14 protein-coding genes are annotated in these 18,317 nt (G+C 69.2%); 9 read left to right on the forward strand and 5 right to left on the reverse strand.

Annotated features, from left to right (window positions below):
* From ABD866_RS08185 to ABD866_RS08200, 4 genes are all read left to right on the forward strand, one after another.
* Positions 1–270: a DUF1289 domain-containing protein gene (locus ABD866_RS08185; RefSeq protein WP_425549563.1), complete on the forward strand. Its 270-nt coding sequence runs from the start codon at positions 1–3 to the stop codon at positions 268–270.
* A 19-nt stretch (positions 271–289) separates the two neighbouring features.
* Positions 290–943, forward strand: a complete 654-nt coding sequence (locus ABD866_RS08190) for a 2-hydroxychromene-2-carboxylate isomerase (RefSeq protein WP_345063118.1) — start codon at positions 290–292, stop codon at positions 941–943.
* Between the two features lie 169 nt (positions 944–1,112).
* Positions 1,113–2,795, forward strand: a complete 1,683-nt coding sequence (locus ABD866_RS08195; protein WP_345063120.1) for an MFS transporter — start codon at positions 1,113–1,115, stop codon at positions 2,793–2,795.
* A gap of 120 nt (positions 2,796–2,915) precedes the next feature.
* Positions 2,916–3,176, forward strand: a complete 261-nt coding sequence (locus tag ABD866_RS08200) for a hypothetical protein (protein ID WP_345063123.1) — start codon at positions 2,916–2,918, stop codon at positions 3,174–3,176.
* Positions 3,177–3,521: 345 nt separating this feature from the next.
* On the opposite strand, the gene ABD866_RS08205 is transcribed toward ABD866_RS08200, so the two are convergent.
* Positions 3,522–4,655: an ABC transporter substrate-binding protein gene (locus ABD866_RS08205; protein WP_345063126.1), complete on the reverse strand. Its 1,134-nt coding sequence runs from the start codon at positions 4,653–4,655 to the stop codon at positions 3,522–3,524.
* Positions 4,656–4,835: 180 nt separating this feature from the next.
* Here ABD866_RS08205 and uvrA point away from each other — a divergent pair, with 180 nt between their 5' ends.
* The 5 genes from uvrA (at position 4,836) to ABD866_RS08230 (ending at position 14,183) form a co-directional block, all read left to right on the forward strand.
* Positions 4,836–10,676 (forward strand): excinuclease ABC subunit UvrA, encoded by a 5,841-nt coding sequence (gene uvrA / locus ABD866_RS08210; protein WP_345063128.1) that lies wholly within the window; start codon positions 4,836–4,838, stop codon positions 10,674–10,676.
* Between the two features lie 70 nt (positions 10,677–10,746).
* Complete coding sequence (locus ABD866_RS08215) at positions 10,747–11,142, forward strand: hypothetical protein (protein WP_345063130.1); 396 nt, start codon at positions 10,747–10,749, stop codon at positions 11,140–11,142.
* A 151-nt stretch (positions 11,143–11,293) separates the two neighbouring features.
* Positions 11,294–12,049 (forward strand): class II aldolase/adducin family protein, encoded by a 756-nt coding sequence (locus tag ABD866_RS08220; protein WP_345063131.1) that lies wholly within the window; start codon positions 11,294–11,296, stop codon positions 12,047–12,049.
* Positions 12,046–13,101: a 2-dehydropantoate 2-reductase gene (locus ABD866_RS08225; protein ID WP_345063132.1), complete on the forward strand. Its 1,056-nt coding sequence runs from the start codon at positions 12,046–12,048 to the stop codon at positions 13,099–13,101. The genes ABD866_RS08220 and ABD866_RS08225 overlap by 4 nt, the downstream gene beginning before the upstream one ends.
* A 119-nt stretch (positions 13,102–13,220) precedes the next feature.
* Positions 13,221–14,183, forward strand: a complete 963-nt coding sequence (locus tag ABD866_RS08230; RefSeq protein WP_345063134.1) for a tripartite tricarboxylate transporter substrate binding protein — start codon at positions 13,221–13,223, stop codon at positions 14,181–14,183.
* Positions 14,184–14,207: 24 nt separating this feature from the next.
* Here ABD866_RS08230 and ABD866_RS08235 read toward each other — a convergent pair whose 3' ends face one another.
* The 4 genes from ABD866_RS08235 to ABD866_RS08250 form a co-directional block, all read right to left on the reverse strand.
* Positions 14,208–15,026, reverse strand: coding sequence for an HAD-IIB family hydrolase (locus ABD866_RS08235; protein WP_345063135.1), 819 nt, complete (start codon positions 15,024–15,026; stop codon positions 14,208–14,210).
* A 98-nt stretch (positions 15,027–15,124) separates the two neighbouring features.
* Positions 15,125–16,846 carry a hypothetical protein gene (locus ABD866_RS08240; protein ID WP_345063196.1) on the reverse strand — a complete coding sequence of 574 codons (1,722 nt, stop codon included), beginning with the start codon at positions 16,844–16,846 and terminating at the stop codon, positions 15,125–15,127.
* Positions 16,824–17,933, reverse strand: coding sequence for a glycosyltransferase family 2 protein (locus tag ABD866_RS08245; protein WP_345063137.1), 1,110 nt, complete (start codon positions 17,931–17,933; stop codon positions 16,824–16,826). Before ABD866_RS08245 ends, ABD866_RS08240 begins: the two co-directional genes overlap by 23 nt.
* A 16-nt stretch (positions 17,934–17,949) precedes the next feature.
* A complete protein-coding gene (locus ABD866_RS08250; RefSeq protein ID WP_345063139.1) occupies positions 17,950–18,300 on the reverse strand; it encodes an EamA family transporter in 351 nt (116 codons plus the stop codon).
* Positions 18,301–18,317: the final 17 nt, after the last annotated feature.

Consider the following 18,317-nt stretch of genomic DNA (forward strand, 5'->3'; position numbering starts at 1 on the left):
ATGCTAGCTGATCGTGCTTCACAAATAAGCACGAGCGGCCTGTTTGATGCCCAGGCGCAAGGCGACGTGCCCTCGCCCTGCGTGTCGGTGTGCCGCATGACCCCCGACCGCAGCCACTGCGAAGGCTGCTTCCGCACCCTGGACGACATCCGGGTCTGGTCGCGCGCCGACGCGGCCACGCGCCGCACTATCTGGGCCCAGGCGCTGCGCCGGGCCGGGCTGCCTCTGCCGCCCGCGCTGCAGGCGCAGGCCACCACCGAGCACTCTTAGCACTCCAAGGCGCATGGCCATGAAGCACATCACGTTCTACCTGGATTGCGTTTCACCCTACGCCTGGCTGGCCCACGAGCGCCTGCCCCAGGTGCTGGAAGGCCTGAGCTACAGCCTGGAATACCGGCCCGTGCTGCTGGGCGCGCTGCTGCAGCAGCATGCCAACCCCGGCCCGGCGGGCATCGCGCCCAAGCGCGACTGGACCTACCGCCACGTCACCTGGCTGGGCCATGCCCAGGGCACGCCGCTACAAATGCCTGCGCGCCACCCGTTCAACCCGGTGCCGCTGCTGCGCCTGGCGCTGGCCTGCAGCGACGACGGCAGCATCAACCGCTTTGTGGCTGGCGCCCTGTTGCGCCACGTGTGGCAAGGCGGGGCCGACGCGCTGGACCCTGTACGCCTGCAGACCCTGCAGTCCGAGCTGGTCGCCCAGTTGCGGCCAGGGCAGGACGCGCAGTCTGATGCCCCCAAGGCGCTGCTGCGCGCCAACACCGAGGCCGCCCAGGCCAAAGGCGTGTTCGGGGTGCCGATGTTCGAGGTGGACGGCAAGCTGTTCTGGGGCCTCGACAGCCTGCCGATGTTGCGCGCATACCTCGACGGCGACGCCTGGTTTGCCGGACCGGACTGGAATGCCGTCAGCGCGCTGCCTTCGGGTTTACCCGCGCGCGGCTGAGCTTTTTTTGCATGCCGGAACCCGCTCTGCGGGTTTGCACTGAAACCGTCAGGCAGCGGTCAGTTTGGCGCAAGCCCGTGTTGGTTTCGCGTCAGAGCGTGGTCAGTGCGATCTCCAAGAATGGCCTCAGCCCGCCTAGCGGTCTGATAACTTACTGGAGACAAACCTCATGGCCACCAAAACCGCATCAGGGGTCGCACCCCGGCCCATGACGAATGAGGAGAAGAAGGTCATCTTCGCCTCCTCGCTGGGAACCGTATTCGAGTGGTACGACTTCTACCTCTACGGTTCGCTTGCCGCGATCATCGCCAAGCAGTTCTTCGCAGGCTTGGATCCGACGTCCGCGTTCATCTTCGCGCTGCTGGCCTTTGCGGCGGGCTTCATCGTGCGTCCGTTCGGTGCGCTGGTGTTCGGCCGCCTGGGCGACATGATCGGTCGCAAGTACACCTTCCTGGTCACCATCCTGCTGATGGGTGTCTCGACCTTCATCGTGGGCATCTTGCCCACCTACGCCACCATCGGCGTGGCCGCGCCCATCATCCTGATCGTGTTGCGCATGCTGCAGGGTCTGGCCCTGGGCGGTGAGTACGGCGGTGCCGCCACCTATGTGGCCGAGCACGCGCCCAACGGCCGCCGCGGTGCCTACACGGCATGGATTCAGACCACCGCCACCCTGGGTCTGTTCCTGTCGCTGATCGTGATCCTGAGCACCCGCACCATCGTGGGCGAGGCCGCGTTCGCCGATTGGGGCTGGCGCATTCCGTTCATCGTCTCCATCGTGATGCTGGGCATTTCGGTCTACATCCGCCTGTCGATGAACGAATCGCCCGCCTTCCAGAAGATGAAGGCCGAGGGCAAGACCTCCAAGGCCCCGCTGTCCGAGTCCTTCGGCCAGTGGAAGAACCTCAAGATCGTGCTGCTGGCCCTGTTCGGCCTGGTGGCTGGTCAGGCGGTGGTCTGGTACTCGGGCCAGTTCTATGCGCTGTTCTTCCTGACCTCGGTGCTCAAGGTGGACGGTGCCACGGCCAACATCCTGGTGGCCGCCTCGCTGATCATTGGCACGCCCTTCTTCGTGATCTTCGGTGCCCTGTCGGACAAGATCGGCCGCAAGCCCATCATCCTGGCCGGCATGGCCCTGGCAGCCCTCACGTACTTCCCGCTGTTCGGCGCGCTGACCAAGGCCGCCAACCCTGACCTGGCCGCCGCACAGGCCAAGAACCAGATCGTGGTGACAGCCGCCGCCGGTGACTGCTCGTTCCAGGGCAACCCCGTGGCCCGCGAGATCGACTTCACGAAGTCCTGCGACATCGCCAAGCGCTTCCTGGCCCAAAACTCGGTGAGCTACGAGAACGCCACGGCTTCCGCCGCAGGTCCTGCCACCGTGAAGATCGGCGAGAAGGTCATCACCGCCCCGGTCGCCACCGTGCAGAACTCCAAGTTCACGCCTGAAAGCACCGCCGCCATCGCCGCCTTCAAGAAGGAAGTGACGGAAGCCCTGAAGGCCGCTGGCTACCCTGCCAAGGCCGACCCGGCCAAGATCGACAAGGTCACCATCGTGCTGATCCTGTCGGTGCTGGTGATCTACGTGACCATGGTGTACGGCCCGATCGCCGCCATGCTGGTGGAACTGTTCCCGACCCGCATCCGCTACACCTCCATGTCGCTGCCGTATCACATCGGCAACGGCTGGTTCGGTGGCCTGATGCCGACCATTGCCTTCGCCATGGTCGCGCAGAACGGCAACATGTACTACGGCCTCTGGTATCCGATCGTCATCGCTGCCGTGACCTTCGTGATCGGCCTGCTGTTCGTGCGTGAAACCAAGGACGTGGACATCTACGCCAACGACTGAGCACCGCCGCACCGGCTGCGCCCTCGGGGGGCGGCCGGACGCGGCATCTGCCGGGGCTTCGCGGCGCTGCACAGGCCTGCGAAGCCCTTCAACCTTGAATCCCCTGGGAGACGAAGAATCATGTGGAAGCTGATTGTTGGATTTATCTTGTTTGCAGCCTTGTCGCTGTTCGTGATCATGAAGGGCGGCAACTCGCTCGACATGGGAGGTGAGAAGCATGGTTCGGAGCCGTCCCACAGCGAGCCCGCAGCGTCGGCACCGGCCGCCGCGGCACCCGCTCCTGCGGCCGCACCGGCGGCCAGCGAAGCGGCTCCGGCTGCGGCTGCTGCCCCGGCTGCAGCACCTGCCGCAGACGCACCGGCTTCGGCCGCGTCCAAGTAACGGCAGTCCAAGGCTGCGCACCGGCGCTGCCGACCGGGCTTGCCGAGGCCTGGCGCGGTGGCACCGGGCAGAGCAGGCCTTGCACGCCAGCGCCACACCAGCCGCCTTCGGGCGGCTTTTTGCTGGGCGCAGCCTTGCCGGGGCGACCAGCGCGCGCGCGGCGTGGCCGTGATGCTTCCTTCAGCCCGCCATCACAGGCGAGCCGGGCCAGCGCCCGCGCAGCCTGCCGGGCACGGCCGCGCGAAGGGGGCGCTTGCCCACCGGCTGGGTGCACCTGCAAAAAAAGGCTCCCGAAGGAGCCCTGTGCGCGGCCGACGTTCCGGGCCATGCCCGGCGCGGGTGGCCCTAGCGGCGGAACTTCCCGTCGGTGCCGATGATGGACAGGTCTGCGAAGTCCAGGCCCGTGTGGTCCTCGGGCGAGAAGTTCACTTCCAGGCCGCCGATGTCGAACTTGCGGATGCCTTCCAGCGCGGCGTGCACCTTGTCGCGCGTGGGCTTGGGGCCTGCGCGGCGCAGGGCTTCCACAAGCACCTTGGCTCCGGCAAAGCCTTCGAGCATGGCCGGGCTGACCTCCCCGAGGCCCTTGGCGCGCGCCAGATCCTGTGCCTCTTTGACCAACGGAAACGTGAGCGCCCGCTCGTTCGGGAACACCTGCGTCACGATCACGCCGCGGCCGTTGGCCCCCAGGCTCTTGATGAAGCCGCTGGATGCGTTGTTGGACAGGGTCACGATCTGTGCTGTGGATCCTGCCTGGCGCAGTGCGGTGGTGGCCTCGACCACTGCGGTGCCCGAGGCGACCAGCAGCACCGCCTGGGCCTCGGCCTTGGCCACCTTGGCCACGATGGGCGCAAAGTCGGGCTTGGCGCGGTCGAACTTCTCCTGCACCACAGGCTGCAGCTTGCTGGCCGTCAGGCCCTTGAGGGCTCCGGCGATGCCGTCGTCGCCAAAGCTGTCGTTGGCCGACACCAGCGCGATGCGCGTCACGCCCATGGAGGCCAGATGGGTCATGGCCTTCTCGGCTTCGCGCTGGTAGGTGGCACGCACGTTGAAGATGTACTTTTGCACCGGCCGGTGCAGCACCATGGCCCCAGTGGACGGAGCCACCAGCGCGACGCCGTGCTTGTCGAGCAGCGGGATGATGGCCTCGGTGTGGGGCGTTCCGCGCGTGAGGAACATGGCCACGACACCCTGTTCTTCGATGAGCTTGCGCGCGTTCTCGGCTGCGAGCTTCGGATCGAACTTGTCGTCCAGCGATACCAGTTCGATCTTCTGGCCATTCACGCCGCCTTTGGCGTTGACTGCCTCGATGAACATCAGCGCGCCGTCGGTGGTTTCGCGCACCCCGGCCGCCACCTGGCCCGAAAAGCCAGCCGTCTGGCCGACCAGAATCTGGGCCTGCGCGTTGCCCGCCAGGGCCATGCCCCAGACCGCGGCGGCCAGGGCGGCAGCGCGGCGCCAGCGGTTCCATGCGTGTGTCATGTTCGTCTCTCCTGCCTCGTAGTGGATGGCGAAGTCTAGCCACCGTTCTGTGACCACGCCATTGTGGACTGTCGCACGCGCTCTGGGGCCTGCAGACAGGCCGGGCGGCAAAACCCCCTGCGCGGCGCTGCTGCAAAGCGCTGCCTAGAATCTTTGGCCTCACTGCCGAAAGACCGTCACATGACCCAGGGACTGATCCGCATCCGCGGCGCGCGCCAGCACAACCTCCGCAACCTGGACCTGGACCTGCACACGGGCGAGTTGACCGTGGTCACCGGCCCCAGCGGTTCGGGCAAGTCCAGCCTGGTGTTCGACACGCTGTACGCCGAAGGCCAGCGCCGCTATGTGGAGACCTTCAGCGCCTATGCGCGGCAGTTTCTCGACCGCATGGACAAGCCCGCGGTCGACCGCGTCGAGGGCGTGCCACCGGCCATCGCCATCGACCAGACCAACCCGGTGCGCTCGAGCCGCTCCACCGTGGGCACGATGACCGAGCTCAACGACCACCTCAAGCTCTGGTTTGCGCGTGCGGCCCAGCTGTTTGACCGGCAGACGGGCCTGCCCGTGCGGCACGACACGCCCGACACGATCTGCGCCACGCTGGCCGAGCGCGCCGCCACCCAGGGCGACCCGCGTCTGGTGCTCACCTTCGCGGTCGAGCTGCCCGCCCACACCACGGCCGACGAGGTGCAGCAGTGGCTGTCGGCCAGCGGCTTCACGCGCGTGCAGGCCGAGCGCGAGGTGGCCACGCCCACGGGCCCCCGCAAGGTGCTGGACGTGGTGGCCGACCGCTTCCGCATGGGGGGGGCCGAGCGTGCGCGCGTCATCGAGGCGATCGAGGTGGCGCTCGCGCGCGGCGCGGGCCGGCTGCAGGTGTACCGGCTGCCCGACGCCGACGCGCCCGAGGGCACACAGCCCGAGGTGTGGCGCTTTTCCACCGGGCTGCACTGCCCCGAGAGCGACCTGCGCTACAGCGAGCCGCTGCCCTCGATGTTCTCGTTCAACTCGGCCGTAGGGGCCTGCGAGAGCTGCCGCGGCTTTGGCCGCGTGATCGGGGTGGACTGGGGGCTGGTGATCCCGAACGACAAGCTCACGCTGCGCGCAGGCGCGATCAAGCCCATCCAGACGCCCGCCTGGCAGGAGGCGCAGGACGACCTCATGCGCCACGCCGAGGCCGCGGGCATTCCGCGCGACACGCCCTGGGCCAAGCTCACGCCCGAGCAGCAGCACTGGGTGCTGCACGGTTCGCCGCACTGGAATGGCAAATGGAACCAGCAGTGGTACGGCATTGCGCGCTTTTTTGAGTACCTGGAGAGCAAGGCCTACAAGATGCACATCCGGGTGCTGCTGTCCAAGTACCGCAGCTACACCCGCTGCCCGGCCTGCGCGGGCGCGCGGCTCAAGACGGAAAGCCTGCTGTGGCGCATCGGCACGCGCGAGGCGGCCGACGCCGTGCTCCCGCCCGCCGAGCGCTTTCTGCCCCAGGGCGTGGGCTTCGGGCGCGAGGTGCTTGAACGCCTGCCCGGCCTGTGCCTGCACGATTTGATGCTCCTGCCGCTCGATCGGCTGCGCCGCTTTTTCGACCACATGGCGCCGCCCGCGCAGGATGCGGCTGGCGGCAGCGGCGAGGCGCAGGCCCTGCGCCTGCTGCACGAGGAAATCACCACGCGCATCCGTTACCTGTGCGACGTGGGCATCGGTTACCTCACGCTCGACCGGCAAAGCCGCACCTTGAGCGGCGGCGAGGTGCAGCGCATCAACCTCACCACGGCCCTGGGCACCAGCCTGGTCAACACGCTGTTCGTGCTCGACGAACCCAGCATCGGCCTGCACCCGCGCGACATGCACCGCATCACCGAGGCCATGCTGCGCCTGCGCGACGCGGGCAACACCCTGGTGGTGGTGGAGCACGACCCGGCCGTGATGCTGGCGGCCGACCGCATCATCGACATGGGCCCGGGGCCGGGCCGCCAGGGGGGGCAGATCGTGTTCGACGGCCCCACGGGCGCGTTGCGCCAGGCCGACACGCTGACCGGCGCCTACCTGGGCGGGCGCAAGCAGGTGGGCTTCGGCTTCAAGCGCATGGTGACGGCGGCCACGCCGCGCCTCATCCTCGAAGGCGCGCGCGAGCACAACCTGCAGAACGTGTCGGTCGAGTTTCCGCTGCAGCGCCTGGTCACGGTGACCGGCGTGAGTGGCTCGGGCAAATCCACCCTGGTGCAGGACGTGCTGGCCCCGGCGCTGCTGCGCCACTTTGGCAAGGCCACCGAAACCCCGGGCGCACACGACCGCCTGCTGGGTGCCGACCATCTGGCCGACGTGGTGTTCGTGGACCAGACGCCGATTGGCAAGACCGCGCGCTCCAACCCCGTGAGCTATGTGGGCGCGTGGGACGCGATCCGCGAGCTGTTTGCCGTGGCGCCGCTGTCGCGCGAGCGTGGCTACACCGCGGCCAAGTTCAGCTTCAACAGCGGCGACGGGCGCTGCCCCACCTGCGGCGGCTCGGGCTTCGAGCATGTGGAGATGCAATTCTTGAGCGACGTGTACCTGCGCTGCCCCGACTGCGACGGCCAGCGCTACCGCGCCGAAATCCTGGAAGTGCGCATCGAGCGCGGCGGCGTGCTGATGAACGTGGCCGACGTGCTGGGCCTCACGGTGGCCGAGGCCGTGGCCCGCTTCGCGCAGGACCGCGAGGTGCTGCGCGCGCTGCAGCCCATCGTGGACGTGGGCCTGGACTACGTGACCCTGGGCCAGCCCGTCCCCACGCTGAGTGGCGGCGAGGCGCAGCGCCTCAAGCTCGCGGGCTTTCTGGCCGAGGCCGCCAAGGGCGGCGCAAGCAGCCGCCAGCCCGTGGCGCGCAAGGGCACGCTGTTCCTGTTCGACGAGCCCACCACCGGCCTGCACTTTGACGACATTGCCAAGCTCATGCGCGCGCTGCGCAAGCTGGTGGACGCGGGGCATTCGCTGGTCGTGATCGAGCACAACCTTGACGTGATCCGCGCCAGCGACTGGCTGATCGACCTGGGCCCCGAGGGCGGCGATGGGGGCGGGCGGGTGGTGGCCGAAGGCACGCCCGAAGACGTGCGCCAGCACCCCACGTCGCACACCGGGCGCGCGCTGCGCGAGTACGACCTGGCCCTGGGCGAAGGCGGGCACAGCGTGCACGAGCAGCAGGCTGTGCTCCGAAAAAAGGAGCGGGAGAGCCAGCGTGGACAAGCACAAACTGCCGATTTGGTGCATGGTGCCCACGGGGCCATCGAGATCGTCAACGCCCGCGAACACAACCTGCGCGGGCTGGACGTGCAGATTCCGCGCGGCCGCTTCAACGTGATCACGGGCGTGAGCGGCTCGGGCAAGTCCACGCTGGCCTTCGACATCCTGTTCAACGAGGGTCAGCGCCGCTACCTGGAAAGCCTCAACGCCTACGCGCGCAGCATCGTGCAGCCTGCCGGGCGGCCCGAGGTGGACGCGGTGTACGGCATTCCGCCCACGGTGGCGATCGAGCAGCGCCTCTCGCGCGGCGGGCGCAAGAGCACGGTGGGCACGACCACCGAGGTCTGGCACTTCCTGCGGCTGCTGTACGTCAAGCTGGGCGTTCAGCACTGCGTGCACGACGGCGCGGCCGTGCAGCCGCAGACGGCCGAGAGCATCGCCGCGCAGTTGCTCACGCAGTTTCGCGGGCAGACGATTGGCCTGCTGGCCCCGCTGGTGCTCAACCGCAAGGGCGTGTACACCGAGCTGGCCGACTGGGCGCGGCCGCGCGGCTTCACGCACCTGCGGGTGGACGGCGAATTCCTGCCGACCACCGGGTTCCCGCGCATCGACCGCTTCAAGGAGCACACCATCGAGCTGCCCGTGGCCAGCCTGCGCGTGGTGCCCGAAGACGAAGGCCTGCTGCGCGCCAAGCTGGCCGAGGCATTGGGCCACGGCAAGGGCGTGCTGCATGTGCTCAGCGGCCTGGATGGCCTGGCCGAGGCGCTGCAGGCCGGTGCCTCCACCGCGGGCATCGGCACGCTGCAGGTGTATTCGACCCAGCGCGCCTGCCCGGTGTGTGCCACCAGCTATGCCGAGCTGGACCCGCGCCTGTTCAGCTACAACAGCAAGCACGGCTGGTGCCCCGACTGCGTGGGCACGGGCGTGCAGCTCACGCGCGAGCAGCGCAAACTGCTCGACGATTCGCTGCCGTCCGACAAGGACAAGGGCCGTGAGCAAACCTTTGCCGAGCCCGAGGTGGACGACGTGGCCGACCAGCCCTGCCGCACCTGCGGCGGCACGCGGCTCAATGCCACAGCCCGGGCCGTGCGCTTTGCGGGCGTGGGCATTGCCGACATCGCCCGCCTGAGCGTGAGCGACGTGCGCCGCTGGGTGCAGAACCTCCGCGCCCAGGGCGGCCTGACGGCGCGCGAGGCCGACATTGCGCGCGACCTGCTGCCCGAGATCCAGGGGCGGCTCGAATTCCTCGAAGAAGTGGGCCTGGGCTACCTCACGCTCGACCGTGGCGCGCCCACGCTCAGCGGCGGCGAGGCGCAGCGCATCCGCCTGGCCGCGCAGCTGGGCAGCAACCTGCAGGGCGTGTGCTACGTGCTCGACGAGCCCACCATCGGCCTGCATGCGCGCGACAACCAGATCCTGCTGAACGCGCTGCACAAGCTGGGCGACAAAGGCAACACGCTGGTGGTGGTGGAGCACGACGAAGACACCATCCGCCGCGCCGACCACATCATCGACATCGGCCCGAGCGCGGGCAAGCGCGGCGGGCGGCTGGTGGCGCAGGGCAGCGTGGCCGACGTGCAGGCCGCCGAAGACTCGCAGACCGGCCGCTACCTGCGGCACGCCATGCGCCACCCGCTGCAGCCACGCCGCGCGGTGATTGCTCCTGAATCCATAGCGCGAGATGCAGCGCAGATAAGCACGAGCGGTACAAATGGCACTAAAGACGCAAAAGAGCCAGAGCCGCTGCGCTGGCTCACGGTGCAGGGCGCGCACCTGCACAACCTGCAGCAGGTCACGGTGCGCGTGCCGCTCAAGCGCCTGGTGGCCGTCACAGGCGTGAGCGGCTCGGGCAAATCGACCCTGGCGCGCGACGTGCTGCTGGCCAACGTGGCCGCCTGGGTGCAGCAGCGCGCCACCAAGGCCGGGCGCGACGCGATGGACGCGGGCAAGGCCCCAGCGCTCATGGGCTGCACCGGCCTGGCCGGGTTCGAGACCATCGACCGCGTGCTCGAAGTGGACCAGACCCCGATCGGCAAAACGCCGCGCAGCTGCCCGGCCACCTACATCGGCTTCTGGGACACCATCCGCAAGCTGTTTGCCGAAACCCTGGAGGCCAAGGCGCGCGGCTATGCGGCCGGGCGCTTTTCCTTCAACACCGGCGAAGGCCGCTGCCCGGTGTGCGAAGGGGCGGGCGTGCGCACCATCGAGATGAGCTTCTTGCCCGACGTGAAGGTGCCCTGCGAGGCCTGCCATGGCGCGCGCTTCAATCCCGAGACCTTGGCCGTGTCCTGGCGCGGCAAGAGCATTGGCGACGTGCTGCGCATGGAGGTGGACGAGGCGGTGGAGTTCTTCGCCAGCATGCCCAGCATCGCGCACCCGCTGCAGCTTTTGAAGGACGTGGGCCTGGGCTACCTCACCCTGGGCCAGCCCTCGCCGACCTTGAGTGGTGGCGAGGCGCAGCGCATCAAGCTCGTGACCGAGCTGACCAAGGTGCGCGACGAGGTGGGCCGCCGCGGGCAAAAAGCGCCGCACACGCTCTACGTGCTGGACGAGCCCACCGTCGGTCTGCACATGGCCGATGTGGACAAGCTCATCCGCGTGCTGCACCGCCTGGTGGACGGCGGCCACAGCGTGGTGGTGATCGAGCACGACCTGGACGTGATCGCTGAGGCCGACTGGATCATCGACCTGGGCCCTGAAGGCGGGGAGGGTGGCGGCCGCATCGTGGCCGCCGACACGCCCGAAGCCGTGGTGGCGCAGGGCACGCACACGGGCCGGGCGCTGGCGCCGGTGCTCGCGCGGGGCTGACCCGGCCGCCGCTCTGGGCGGGGCGCGTTCGGGCCCCGTACCATGCAGCCACCCGCGTGCCCTCCCGCCCATGCCCCCGGATTCCGCCCCGCCCCCCGACACCGCCGCAGCACCCGGCCGGGTGGTCGCCTGGCTGCAGCCGGCAGCGCCACCCAAGCCGCCCGTGGGCGCGCCCTGCAATGGCTGCGGCCTGTGCTGCCTGGCCGAGCCCTGTCCGGTGGGCATGCTGCTGTCGCGCCGCCGCCAGGGGGCCTGCGTGGCGCTGCGCTGGCAGGCCGATGCCCAGCGCTATGCCTGCGGTTTGCTCATCGACCCGGGCGGCGTGACCGGCCTGCGCGCCGCCTGGGCGCAGCGCACCGTGGTGCGGCTTGCGCGCCGCTGGATTGCGGCTGGCACCGGCTGTGACGCCGACCTGGAGGCCGCGCCCGGTACGCCCGGGGGCCAGCCCCCGCATGGCCAGCCTTGAGACGCGGTGTGCCGTGGCGGCCGCCGGGTGTGGCCCGCAGCGCCAATGTCACCTGCACGACGGACACAGGCCGCGATCCCGCTAGAGTGGGCAACCACCGCCCGGCGCATCTTTTCTTGTGCTCCGCCGCCGCGCGGCCAGGAGACAACACATGCACATCCCCTCCCTGCAAGGCCAGGTCTCGCCCGAAGAATGGCAACTGCGCGTGGACCTCGCGGCCTGCTACCGCCTTGTGGCGCTGTACGGCTGGAGCGATCTGGTCTTCACCCACATCAGCGCGCGCGTGCCCGGGCCCGAGCACCACTTCCTCATCAACCCCTACGGGCTCATGTTCGACGAGATCACCGCCTCGTCGCTGGTGAAGGTGGACCAGGACTGCCAGAAGCTGCACGACAGCCCCTTCCCGGTGAACCCCGCAGGCTTCACCATCCACAGCGCGGTGCACGAGGTGCGCCCCGACGTGACCTGCGTGCTGCACACCCACACCCGCGCGGGCGTGGCCGTGGCCGCGCAGCGTTGCGGTGTGCTGCCCATTTCGCAGCAAAGCACTTTCGTGCTGGCGTCGCTGGCCTATCACGACTACGAAGGCGTGGCCTTCCGCCCCGAAGAAAAGCCGCGCCTGCAGGCCGATCTGGGGCAGGCCAACTTCCTGTGCCTGCGCAACCATGGCCTGCTCACAGTGGGCCGCACCATTGCCGACGCATTCCTGTCGATGTACGTGTTTGAAAGCGCGTGCCAGATCCAGGTGGCCGCGCAGGCCGGCGGCGAACTGGTGCAGGTGGACCCGGCCATCATCGCTGGCACCGCGCGCGCCATGCAGGTGCAGACCGGCGGCATGGGCGGGCAGTTTGCATGGCCCGCGCTGATCCGCAAGCTTGACCGCGTGGACGGCAGCTACAAGACATGAGCGCAGCCGCCACTGCCGCCCCCCAGGCGGTCATTCAGGCCGTGCCGGGCACGGTGGTGGTGCTGGGCGCAGGCTCCATCGGGGCTTACGTCGGCGGCGCGTTGCAGGCGGCGGGCGTGCCCGTGGTGCTCGTGGGCCGTGCGCGCATGGCCGAGCGCATCGCCCGCCACGGCCTGCGTTTGTCGGACCTGGCTGGCCGCCAGACCCACCTGCCGGCCGAGGCCGTGCGCTACACCCAAGACCCGGCGGCGCTGGCCCAGGCCGTGCTCGTGCTCGTGGCCGTCAAAAGCGGCGACACCGACACGGCCGCGGCCACCGTGGCACGCCATGCCCCGGCCGGGGCGGTGGTGCTGAGCCTGCAAAACGGCATCGGCCATGCCGAGCGCCTGCGCGCGGCGCTGCCGGGGCGCACGGTGCTGGCCGGCATGGTGCCCTTCAACGTGGTGCAGACGCCCGATGGCCGCCTGCACCGTGGCACCTTTGGCGAGCTGATGGTCGAGGCCCACCCGGCCTGGGCCGCCTGGCACGCAGGCTTTGCCGCCGCCCACCTGCCGCTGCAGGAGCGGCCCGACATGCCGGCCGTGCAGTGGGGCAAGCTGCTGCTCAACCTCAACAACCCGGTCAATGCGCTGTCGGGCCAGCCGCTGCAGCGCCAACTGTCGCAGCGTGCCTACCGCCGCGTGCTGGCCGCAGCGGTGGACGAAGCCCTGGCCGCGCTGCGGGCCCACGGCATCACCCCTGCGGCTGTGGGGGCAGTGGCCCCGCGCTGGCTGCCCACGCTGCTGCGCCTGCCCGATGCGCTGTTTCGCCGCGTGGCCGCGCGCATGCTGCGCATGGACCCGGAGGCCCGCTCCTCCATGTGGGAAGACCTGCAGGCCGGCCGTTTGACCGAGGTCGAAGCCCTGAACGGTGCCGTGGTGCGCCTGGCCGCCCAGGCGGGGCGGGAGGCGCCCGTGAACGCCCGGCTGTGCGCGCTGGTGCATGCGGCCGAATCCGGCGGGCCGCGTGATTTCAGCGGCCCGGCGCTCTGGCAGGCCGTGCGGCCTGGCTGAGGCCAGCGCGCCCTGCGGGCCATGGCACCTTGGCGACAGCGGGCTAGGGCTTTCCTTCATGCGCGGGTCTGCCGCCTGCAGTGCAATAAAGCATCGTGATTCCCCAAGGAGTACCCACCATGCAGCGTCGTCAACTCATCCAGTGGGGCGCGGCCGCGCTGGCTGCCGGCAGCCTGCCCGCCCAGGCCCAGGCGTTTCCGGCCAAGCCGATCAAGCTCGTGATCGCGTTTCCGGCGGGGGGGCCCACCGACATCACCATGCGTGCGCTGGCCGACAACGCGAGCAAGATTCTGGGCCAGGCCGTGGTGGTGGAAAACCGACCGGGTGCCGGTGGCACGCTGCCCGCGCAGGCCCTGCAGACGGCCCCCGCCGATGGCTACACGCTGGCGCAGATTCCGCTGGGCGTGTTCCGACTGCCCTACACCACCAAGATCAACTGGGACCCGATCAAGGACATCAGCTACGTGCTCAACGTCACGGGCTATGCCTTCGGCCTCGTGGTGCCGGCCGACTCGCCGCTCAAGACCTGGACGCACTTCGTGGCCTGGGCCAAGGCCAACCCGGGCAAGCTCAGCTATGGCTCCACCGGCACGCTGACCAGCCCGCACCTGACCATGGAGCTCATCGCCCAGCAACTGGGCCTGGAGCTGCTGCATGTGCCCTACAAGGGAAGCGCCGATCTGATGCAGGCCATTCTGGGCGGGCAGATCATGGCGGCCGCCGATTCCACCGGTTTTGCGCCGCAGGTCGAGGCGGGCAAGCTGCGCGTGCTCAACACCTGGGGCGCAGAGCGCCTGGCCAAATTCCCCGACGCGCCCACGCTCAAGGAATTGGGGCTCGATCTGGTGCAGAACTCGCCGTTCGGCATCGGCGCGCCCAAGGGCACGCCACCCGAAGTCGTCAAGCGCCTGCACGATGCGTTCAAGCAGGCCATGGAGCAGGAGAGCTACCGCACCGCGCTGGCACGCTACGACATGGTGCCCATGTACATGGGCACGGCCGCGTACCTGAAGTTTGCGCAGGAAACCTTCAACCGCGAGAAGGCCCTGGTCGAGAAGCTGGGCCTGGCCAAGCCGCAGTGACGTCGCCCGGCGCGCAGCCGTGGCTTATGGGCCGAGCAGGTGGTGCACCAACTCGGCAAAGCCTGCGCCGCGCTCGCCCTGCGTGACCCAGCGCGGAAGGTGCGCGAGCTGCGGCACAAAGCGCGCGATGTTGGCCACGCCCACGCTGTGCGGGAAGTGCTCAAACATGCGCTGGTCGTTGGTCGAATCGCCCACATAGACCCAGCCGTCCAGCTCGGCGTCCAGGTCGCGCCCCCAGAGCGTGCGCACAATCCAGCGCGCGCCCTCGAGCTTGTTGTGCGCGCCGTACCAGCCGTTGATGTGGATGCTGCTCACGGTGGCGTTCATGCCCGCGTCCTGCATCAGGCGCACAGCCTGGTCGATGGCGGCCTGCGGCAGCTGGGTGAACTCGCTGTGGTCAATGGCGATGTCGGTTTCGCGGCCTGCGGAATCGGTGGCGCGCCGTGCGCCGGGCACGGTGGCTTCGATGTGCGCCAGCACCTGCTGCATGCGGGCATGGTTCACAGCCCGCGTTGCCGAGTCCTGTTGATACAGTTTTGATAGCGGCTTGTGCTTGTTGCCGCTGGGTTTCAGGGCAGTTGAGCCATTTTCTGCCACGATCGCATCCACCGGCCACTGCAGCGCAAACGGCTCGCTCCAGCCCACCGGGCGGCCGGTGATGGGCACCACGTGCAGGCCCGCGCTCCGCATGGCGGCCAGCGCGGCCAATGCGTCGGGCGTGATCGCGCCGTCGGTCGTCAGCGTGTCGTCGATGTCGGTGAACACGCCCACCCAGCGCCGCCCGCGCAGCGCATGGGCCAGGGCCAAGGGTTGGAGTCGGTCAGGGGGCAGGGCAGAGGGCATGCGATGAGGGGAAGCGGTGCAGGGCGAGGGCCAGGGACCGGTCAGGCCCGGGCCGGGCGGCGCGCAGTGTGCCACGAAAGGCGCGGCTGCGCTGTACCCTACTGGCGCGCAAAGTCCACGATGGCGCGGTAGAACTGGTCCGAGCCGTCCTTGGGGTTGGTGGGCGTGAGCTCCATGCGGTTCACGCCATGCTCGGCCCCGCCCTTGAAGCGCGGGGGTACCACCGTGAAGTAGTACGGGCTCACAAAGCGCGCACCGGCCTTCTGGTGGCGCTGCAGTGCGCGCAGGGCCGCGCCGGGCTCTTTCCATTGCTGGGGGTGGAACTCCGGCACCCCGTAGCCGCGGATGCCCTGGGCCTGGAAGTAGGCCTGCACCCAGTCGCTGTCGGTCATGCCGCCGTAGAGGTTCAGCCCGTGGTTCCAGGCCGCGTCGCCGCGCAGCGTGTCGTCCATGGCAAACAGCTGCGGGTTCCAGGTGCCGTTGGCGCGCGGCACGATCTGGTGCGAGAACAACCAGGCGGCGGGCAGGCCTGCGGCGCGCGCGCGGCGGTGGAATTCGGCCAGGAACGCCGCCGCCTGGTGGCTGCGAAAACGGTTCCAGTCGCGCGCCACCGGGTTGTAGTACAGGTCCAGCGGGGGCTGGGGCAGGTCCATCCAGGCCCGCACGCCGCGCAGGCGCGCCAGTGGCTTGGCCGACGTGGCGGCCGGACTGCCCGCACGCGGCGGGCGCTGGTCGCGCTCCATGACCACGAATTCGGTCTGCGCGACCTCGAACAGGCCTTCGGCCGTGTGCGCGATGACCTGGGCGCGGTGGCGTCCCGGGGCCAGGTTCCGGTAGTCGAGGTCGTAGCGGAACCCGGTGTTGGGGTTGCGGATCTCGTCCACCGCCCGATACACATCCAGCCGGTGCAGGCCGCGTGGCACGTCGGCCAGGGGCTGGCCATCGAGGTGCAGCTGCAGGCGCTGTACCTTGCCTTGCGGGTCCCACAGCCAGCCCGACAGCGGCAGCGTGCCATCGGCATACGCGTCGTAATGCTCGGCAAAGCCCTTGAGCGGCTCCTTGCGGATGTCGCGTGAGGGCGCGGGCACCTCGTCGAAGCTCTGCCAGGGCAACCCGGTCGCGCGGGCATAGGCGTCCACGCTGCCGTACTCGCGCGCCAGCCAGCGGCGGAAGTCGGCCACCGATTCGGGTCGGTAGTCGGTCACGCGCACGTCCTGGTGGCGGCCCATGCCGCTTTCAAAGTCGGGAAACAGGTGGTGCAGTTCGCCCGCCAGCGTCACCGCCACGATGCGTTTGCGGGTGGCCTCGGGCAGTGCCAGCAGGCGCTTGGCCACGGCCTCCAGAGCGGCATAGCGGTAGCGATTGACCGGTATGTCGGCGTCGGTGCGCAGGGTGTAGGGTGCGATCCGGTAGCCGAAATAGCCCAGCTGCGGCGGCTGGCCGTCGCGCAGCGCCATCAGGTTGCGCGGGTCGGCCAGCAATTCCTCGGTAAGCGGACCGGTGGAGTCGAAATGCCCGGCCGAGAGGTACACCACCACGGGGCGCTGCACTTCGGTGATCAGCCGCATCCAGGTGTCGAGCTGTACGGGGTCGATGGCCCAGCCCTTGGGCGTGCGGTGGTAGAGGGCCAGCAGTTGCAGGGTTACGGTGTAGCCCACCTGCACCGCGCCCTGGGGCCCGCCGGGCTCCAGGGTGTCGAGGAGGCGGCGCAGGGCCGGGGCGGCGCTTTCTCGCCGCTGCAGGCAATAGGCCTGCGCCTGGCTCAGCGAGGCGACTTCGGGCGCGCGCTCGGCCGATTCACAGGCGAGCAGCCCCTCCACCGTCGGCGCGACGATGAAGGGTGGCGCTGAGGTCGTCGGGCTCGGCGGTGGTGCTTTCGGGGCGGGGGCGGCCAGCGTCAGGGCGGGCCACAGCAGGCTGGCCAGCAGCAGCCGGCAGTTCGTGAAACGGGGGCTCATGTCCCAGGATGGTACTCAGCGGTTCGGTGGGCACGCTGTCCACGTCGTAGTGCAGAAAGGCAATCAGGAACTGGATACCGATGAGCACCGGCAGGGCCGCCAGCATCACCGTGCCGCTGGAGGCCGGTTGGCCGCTGAGGGCGCTGCCGATCCAGTGCGCCACACCGAAGATCAGGCCGGACAAGAGCATCAATAGCCCGGCCACGCTGTACACGGTGCCCGGGTTGAAGTCGCGCACCAGGTAGCTGTAGGCATAGCGGCGCCACCAGCGCGACCAGTGCTTGGCCAGGAACTCGGGCACCACCTTGCGTACGTTCAGGTGCGACACCTCGTCGGCGTACACCGCGTCCATGGGCACGTCTTTGACCACGGCCCGCACGGTGTTGAGGCGGAACAGCATGTCCGTCTCGAAGAAATAGCGGCGCTCAATCTTGTCCAGCGGCAGTTCGCGCAGCACCCGCGTGTGCACGGCCGTGTAGCCGTTGGTCGGGTCCATGAGGGGCCAGTAGCCGCAGCTGAGCTTGGTCACGAACGACAGCACCGCGTTGCCAAACAGGCGCACGGGCGGCATGCCGAGCACGGATTCCGGGCGGAAGAAACGGTTGCCCTTGGTGTAGTCGGCCCGGCCTTGCAGGATGGGGGCGACGAACTGCGGAATCAGCCGCGGGTCCATCTGCCCGTCGCCGTCGATTTTGACCACGATGTCCATGCCGTCGGCCAGCGCCTGGCGGTAGGCGGTGAGCACCGCCCCGCCCACGCCCTGGTTTTGCATGTGGCGCAGCACCTGCACGCGCGGGTCGCGGCAGCGGGCCTCAATAAAGGCTCCACTGCCGTCGGGGCAGGCGTCGTCCACGGCGTAGATGCGCGCCACACCGGGGGGTACGGCGGCGATGACCTCCAGCACGTGGCGGGTGACGCGGAAGCAGGGAATGGCGACAGCGATCTGCATCGGATGCTCCCAGCCCTTATTGCGAGCGCGCGGCCAGCGTCACACCCGCCAGAATCAGCACGCCGCCGGCCAGTGTCTGCATCGACACGGCCTCGCCCAGCCACACCCGCCCGAGCAAGGGCACGATGAGGAAGGCCAGGCCCATGAACGGATACGCCAGCGACAGCGGCGCATGGCGCAGCACCCAGACCCAGCCAAGGGTCGTCACCCCGTACAGCACCAGCGCCGCCAGCAGCCAGCCGTTGAAGGCCCAGTCGGCCCAGCCTGCGTGGGGCGGCATGCTCATGGCCGCCTTCTTGAACAGCAGCTGCCCGAGTGAGATGCCCAGAACGCAGGTGAGGGTGGCAAGGACGGTGGAAAGGGGCATGGACCAGCAAAAAGCCC

The organism is Acidovorax lacteus (genome assembly GCF_039540375.1).
Classification (GTDB): Bacteria; Pseudomonadota; Gammaproteobacteria; order Burkholderiales; family Burkholderiaceae_C; genus Acidovorax_G; species Acidovorax_G lacteus.

Bases quoted from the DNA above. Each gene is read 5' to 3' on its own strand.
- ABD866_RS08185 (WP_425549563.1), top strand. From the start codon at position 1: ATGCTAGCTGATCGTGCTTCACAAATAAGCACGAGCGGCCTGTTTGAT.
- ABD866_RS08190 (WP_345063118.1), top strand. From the start codon at position 290: ATGAAGCACATCACGTTCTACCTGGATTGCGTTTCACCCTACGCCTGG.
- ABD866_RS08195 (WP_345063120.1), top strand. From the start codon at position 1,113: ATGGCCACCAAAACCGCATCAGGGGTCGCACCCCGGCCCATGACGAAT.
- ABD866_RS08200 (WP_345063123.1), top strand. From the start codon at position 2,916: ATGTGGAAGCTGATTGTTGGATTTATCTTGTTTGCAGCCTTGTCGCTG.
- ABD866_RS08205 (WP_345063126.1), bottom strand. From the start codon at position 4,655: ATGACACACGCATGGAACCGCTGGCGCCGCGCTGCCGCCCTGGCCGCC.
- uvrA (WP_345063128.1), top strand. From the start codon at position 4,836: ATGACCCAGGGACTGATCCGCATCCGCGGCGCGCGCCAGCACAACCTC.
- ABD866_RS08215 (WP_345063130.1), top strand. From the start codon at position 10,747: ATGCCCCCGGATTCCGCCCCGCCCCCCGACACCGCCGCAGCACCCGGC.
- ABD866_RS08220 (WP_345063131.1), top strand. From the start codon at position 11,294: ATGCACATCCCCTCCCTGCAAGGCCAGGTCTCGCCCGAAGAATGGCAA.
- ABD866_RS08225 (WP_345063132.1), top strand. From the start codon at position 12,046: ATGAGCGCAGCCGCCACTGCCGCCCCCCAGGCGGTCATTCAGGCCGTG.
- ABD866_RS08230 (WP_345063134.1), top strand. From the start codon at position 13,221: ATGCAGCGTCGTCAACTCATCCAGTGGGGCGCGGCCGCGCTGGCTGCC.
- ABD866_RS08235 (WP_345063135.1), bottom strand. From the start codon at position 15,026: ATGCCCTCTGCCCTGCCCCCTGACCGACTCCAACCCTTGGCCCTGGCC.
- ABD866_RS08245 (WP_345063137.1), bottom strand. From the start codon at position 17,933: ATGCAGATCGCTGTCGCCATTCCCTGCTTCCGCGTCACCCGCCACGTG.
- ABD866_RS08250 (WP_345063139.1), bottom strand. From the start codon at position 18,300: ATGCCCCTTTCCACCGTCCTTGCCACCCTCACCTGCGTTCTGGGCATC.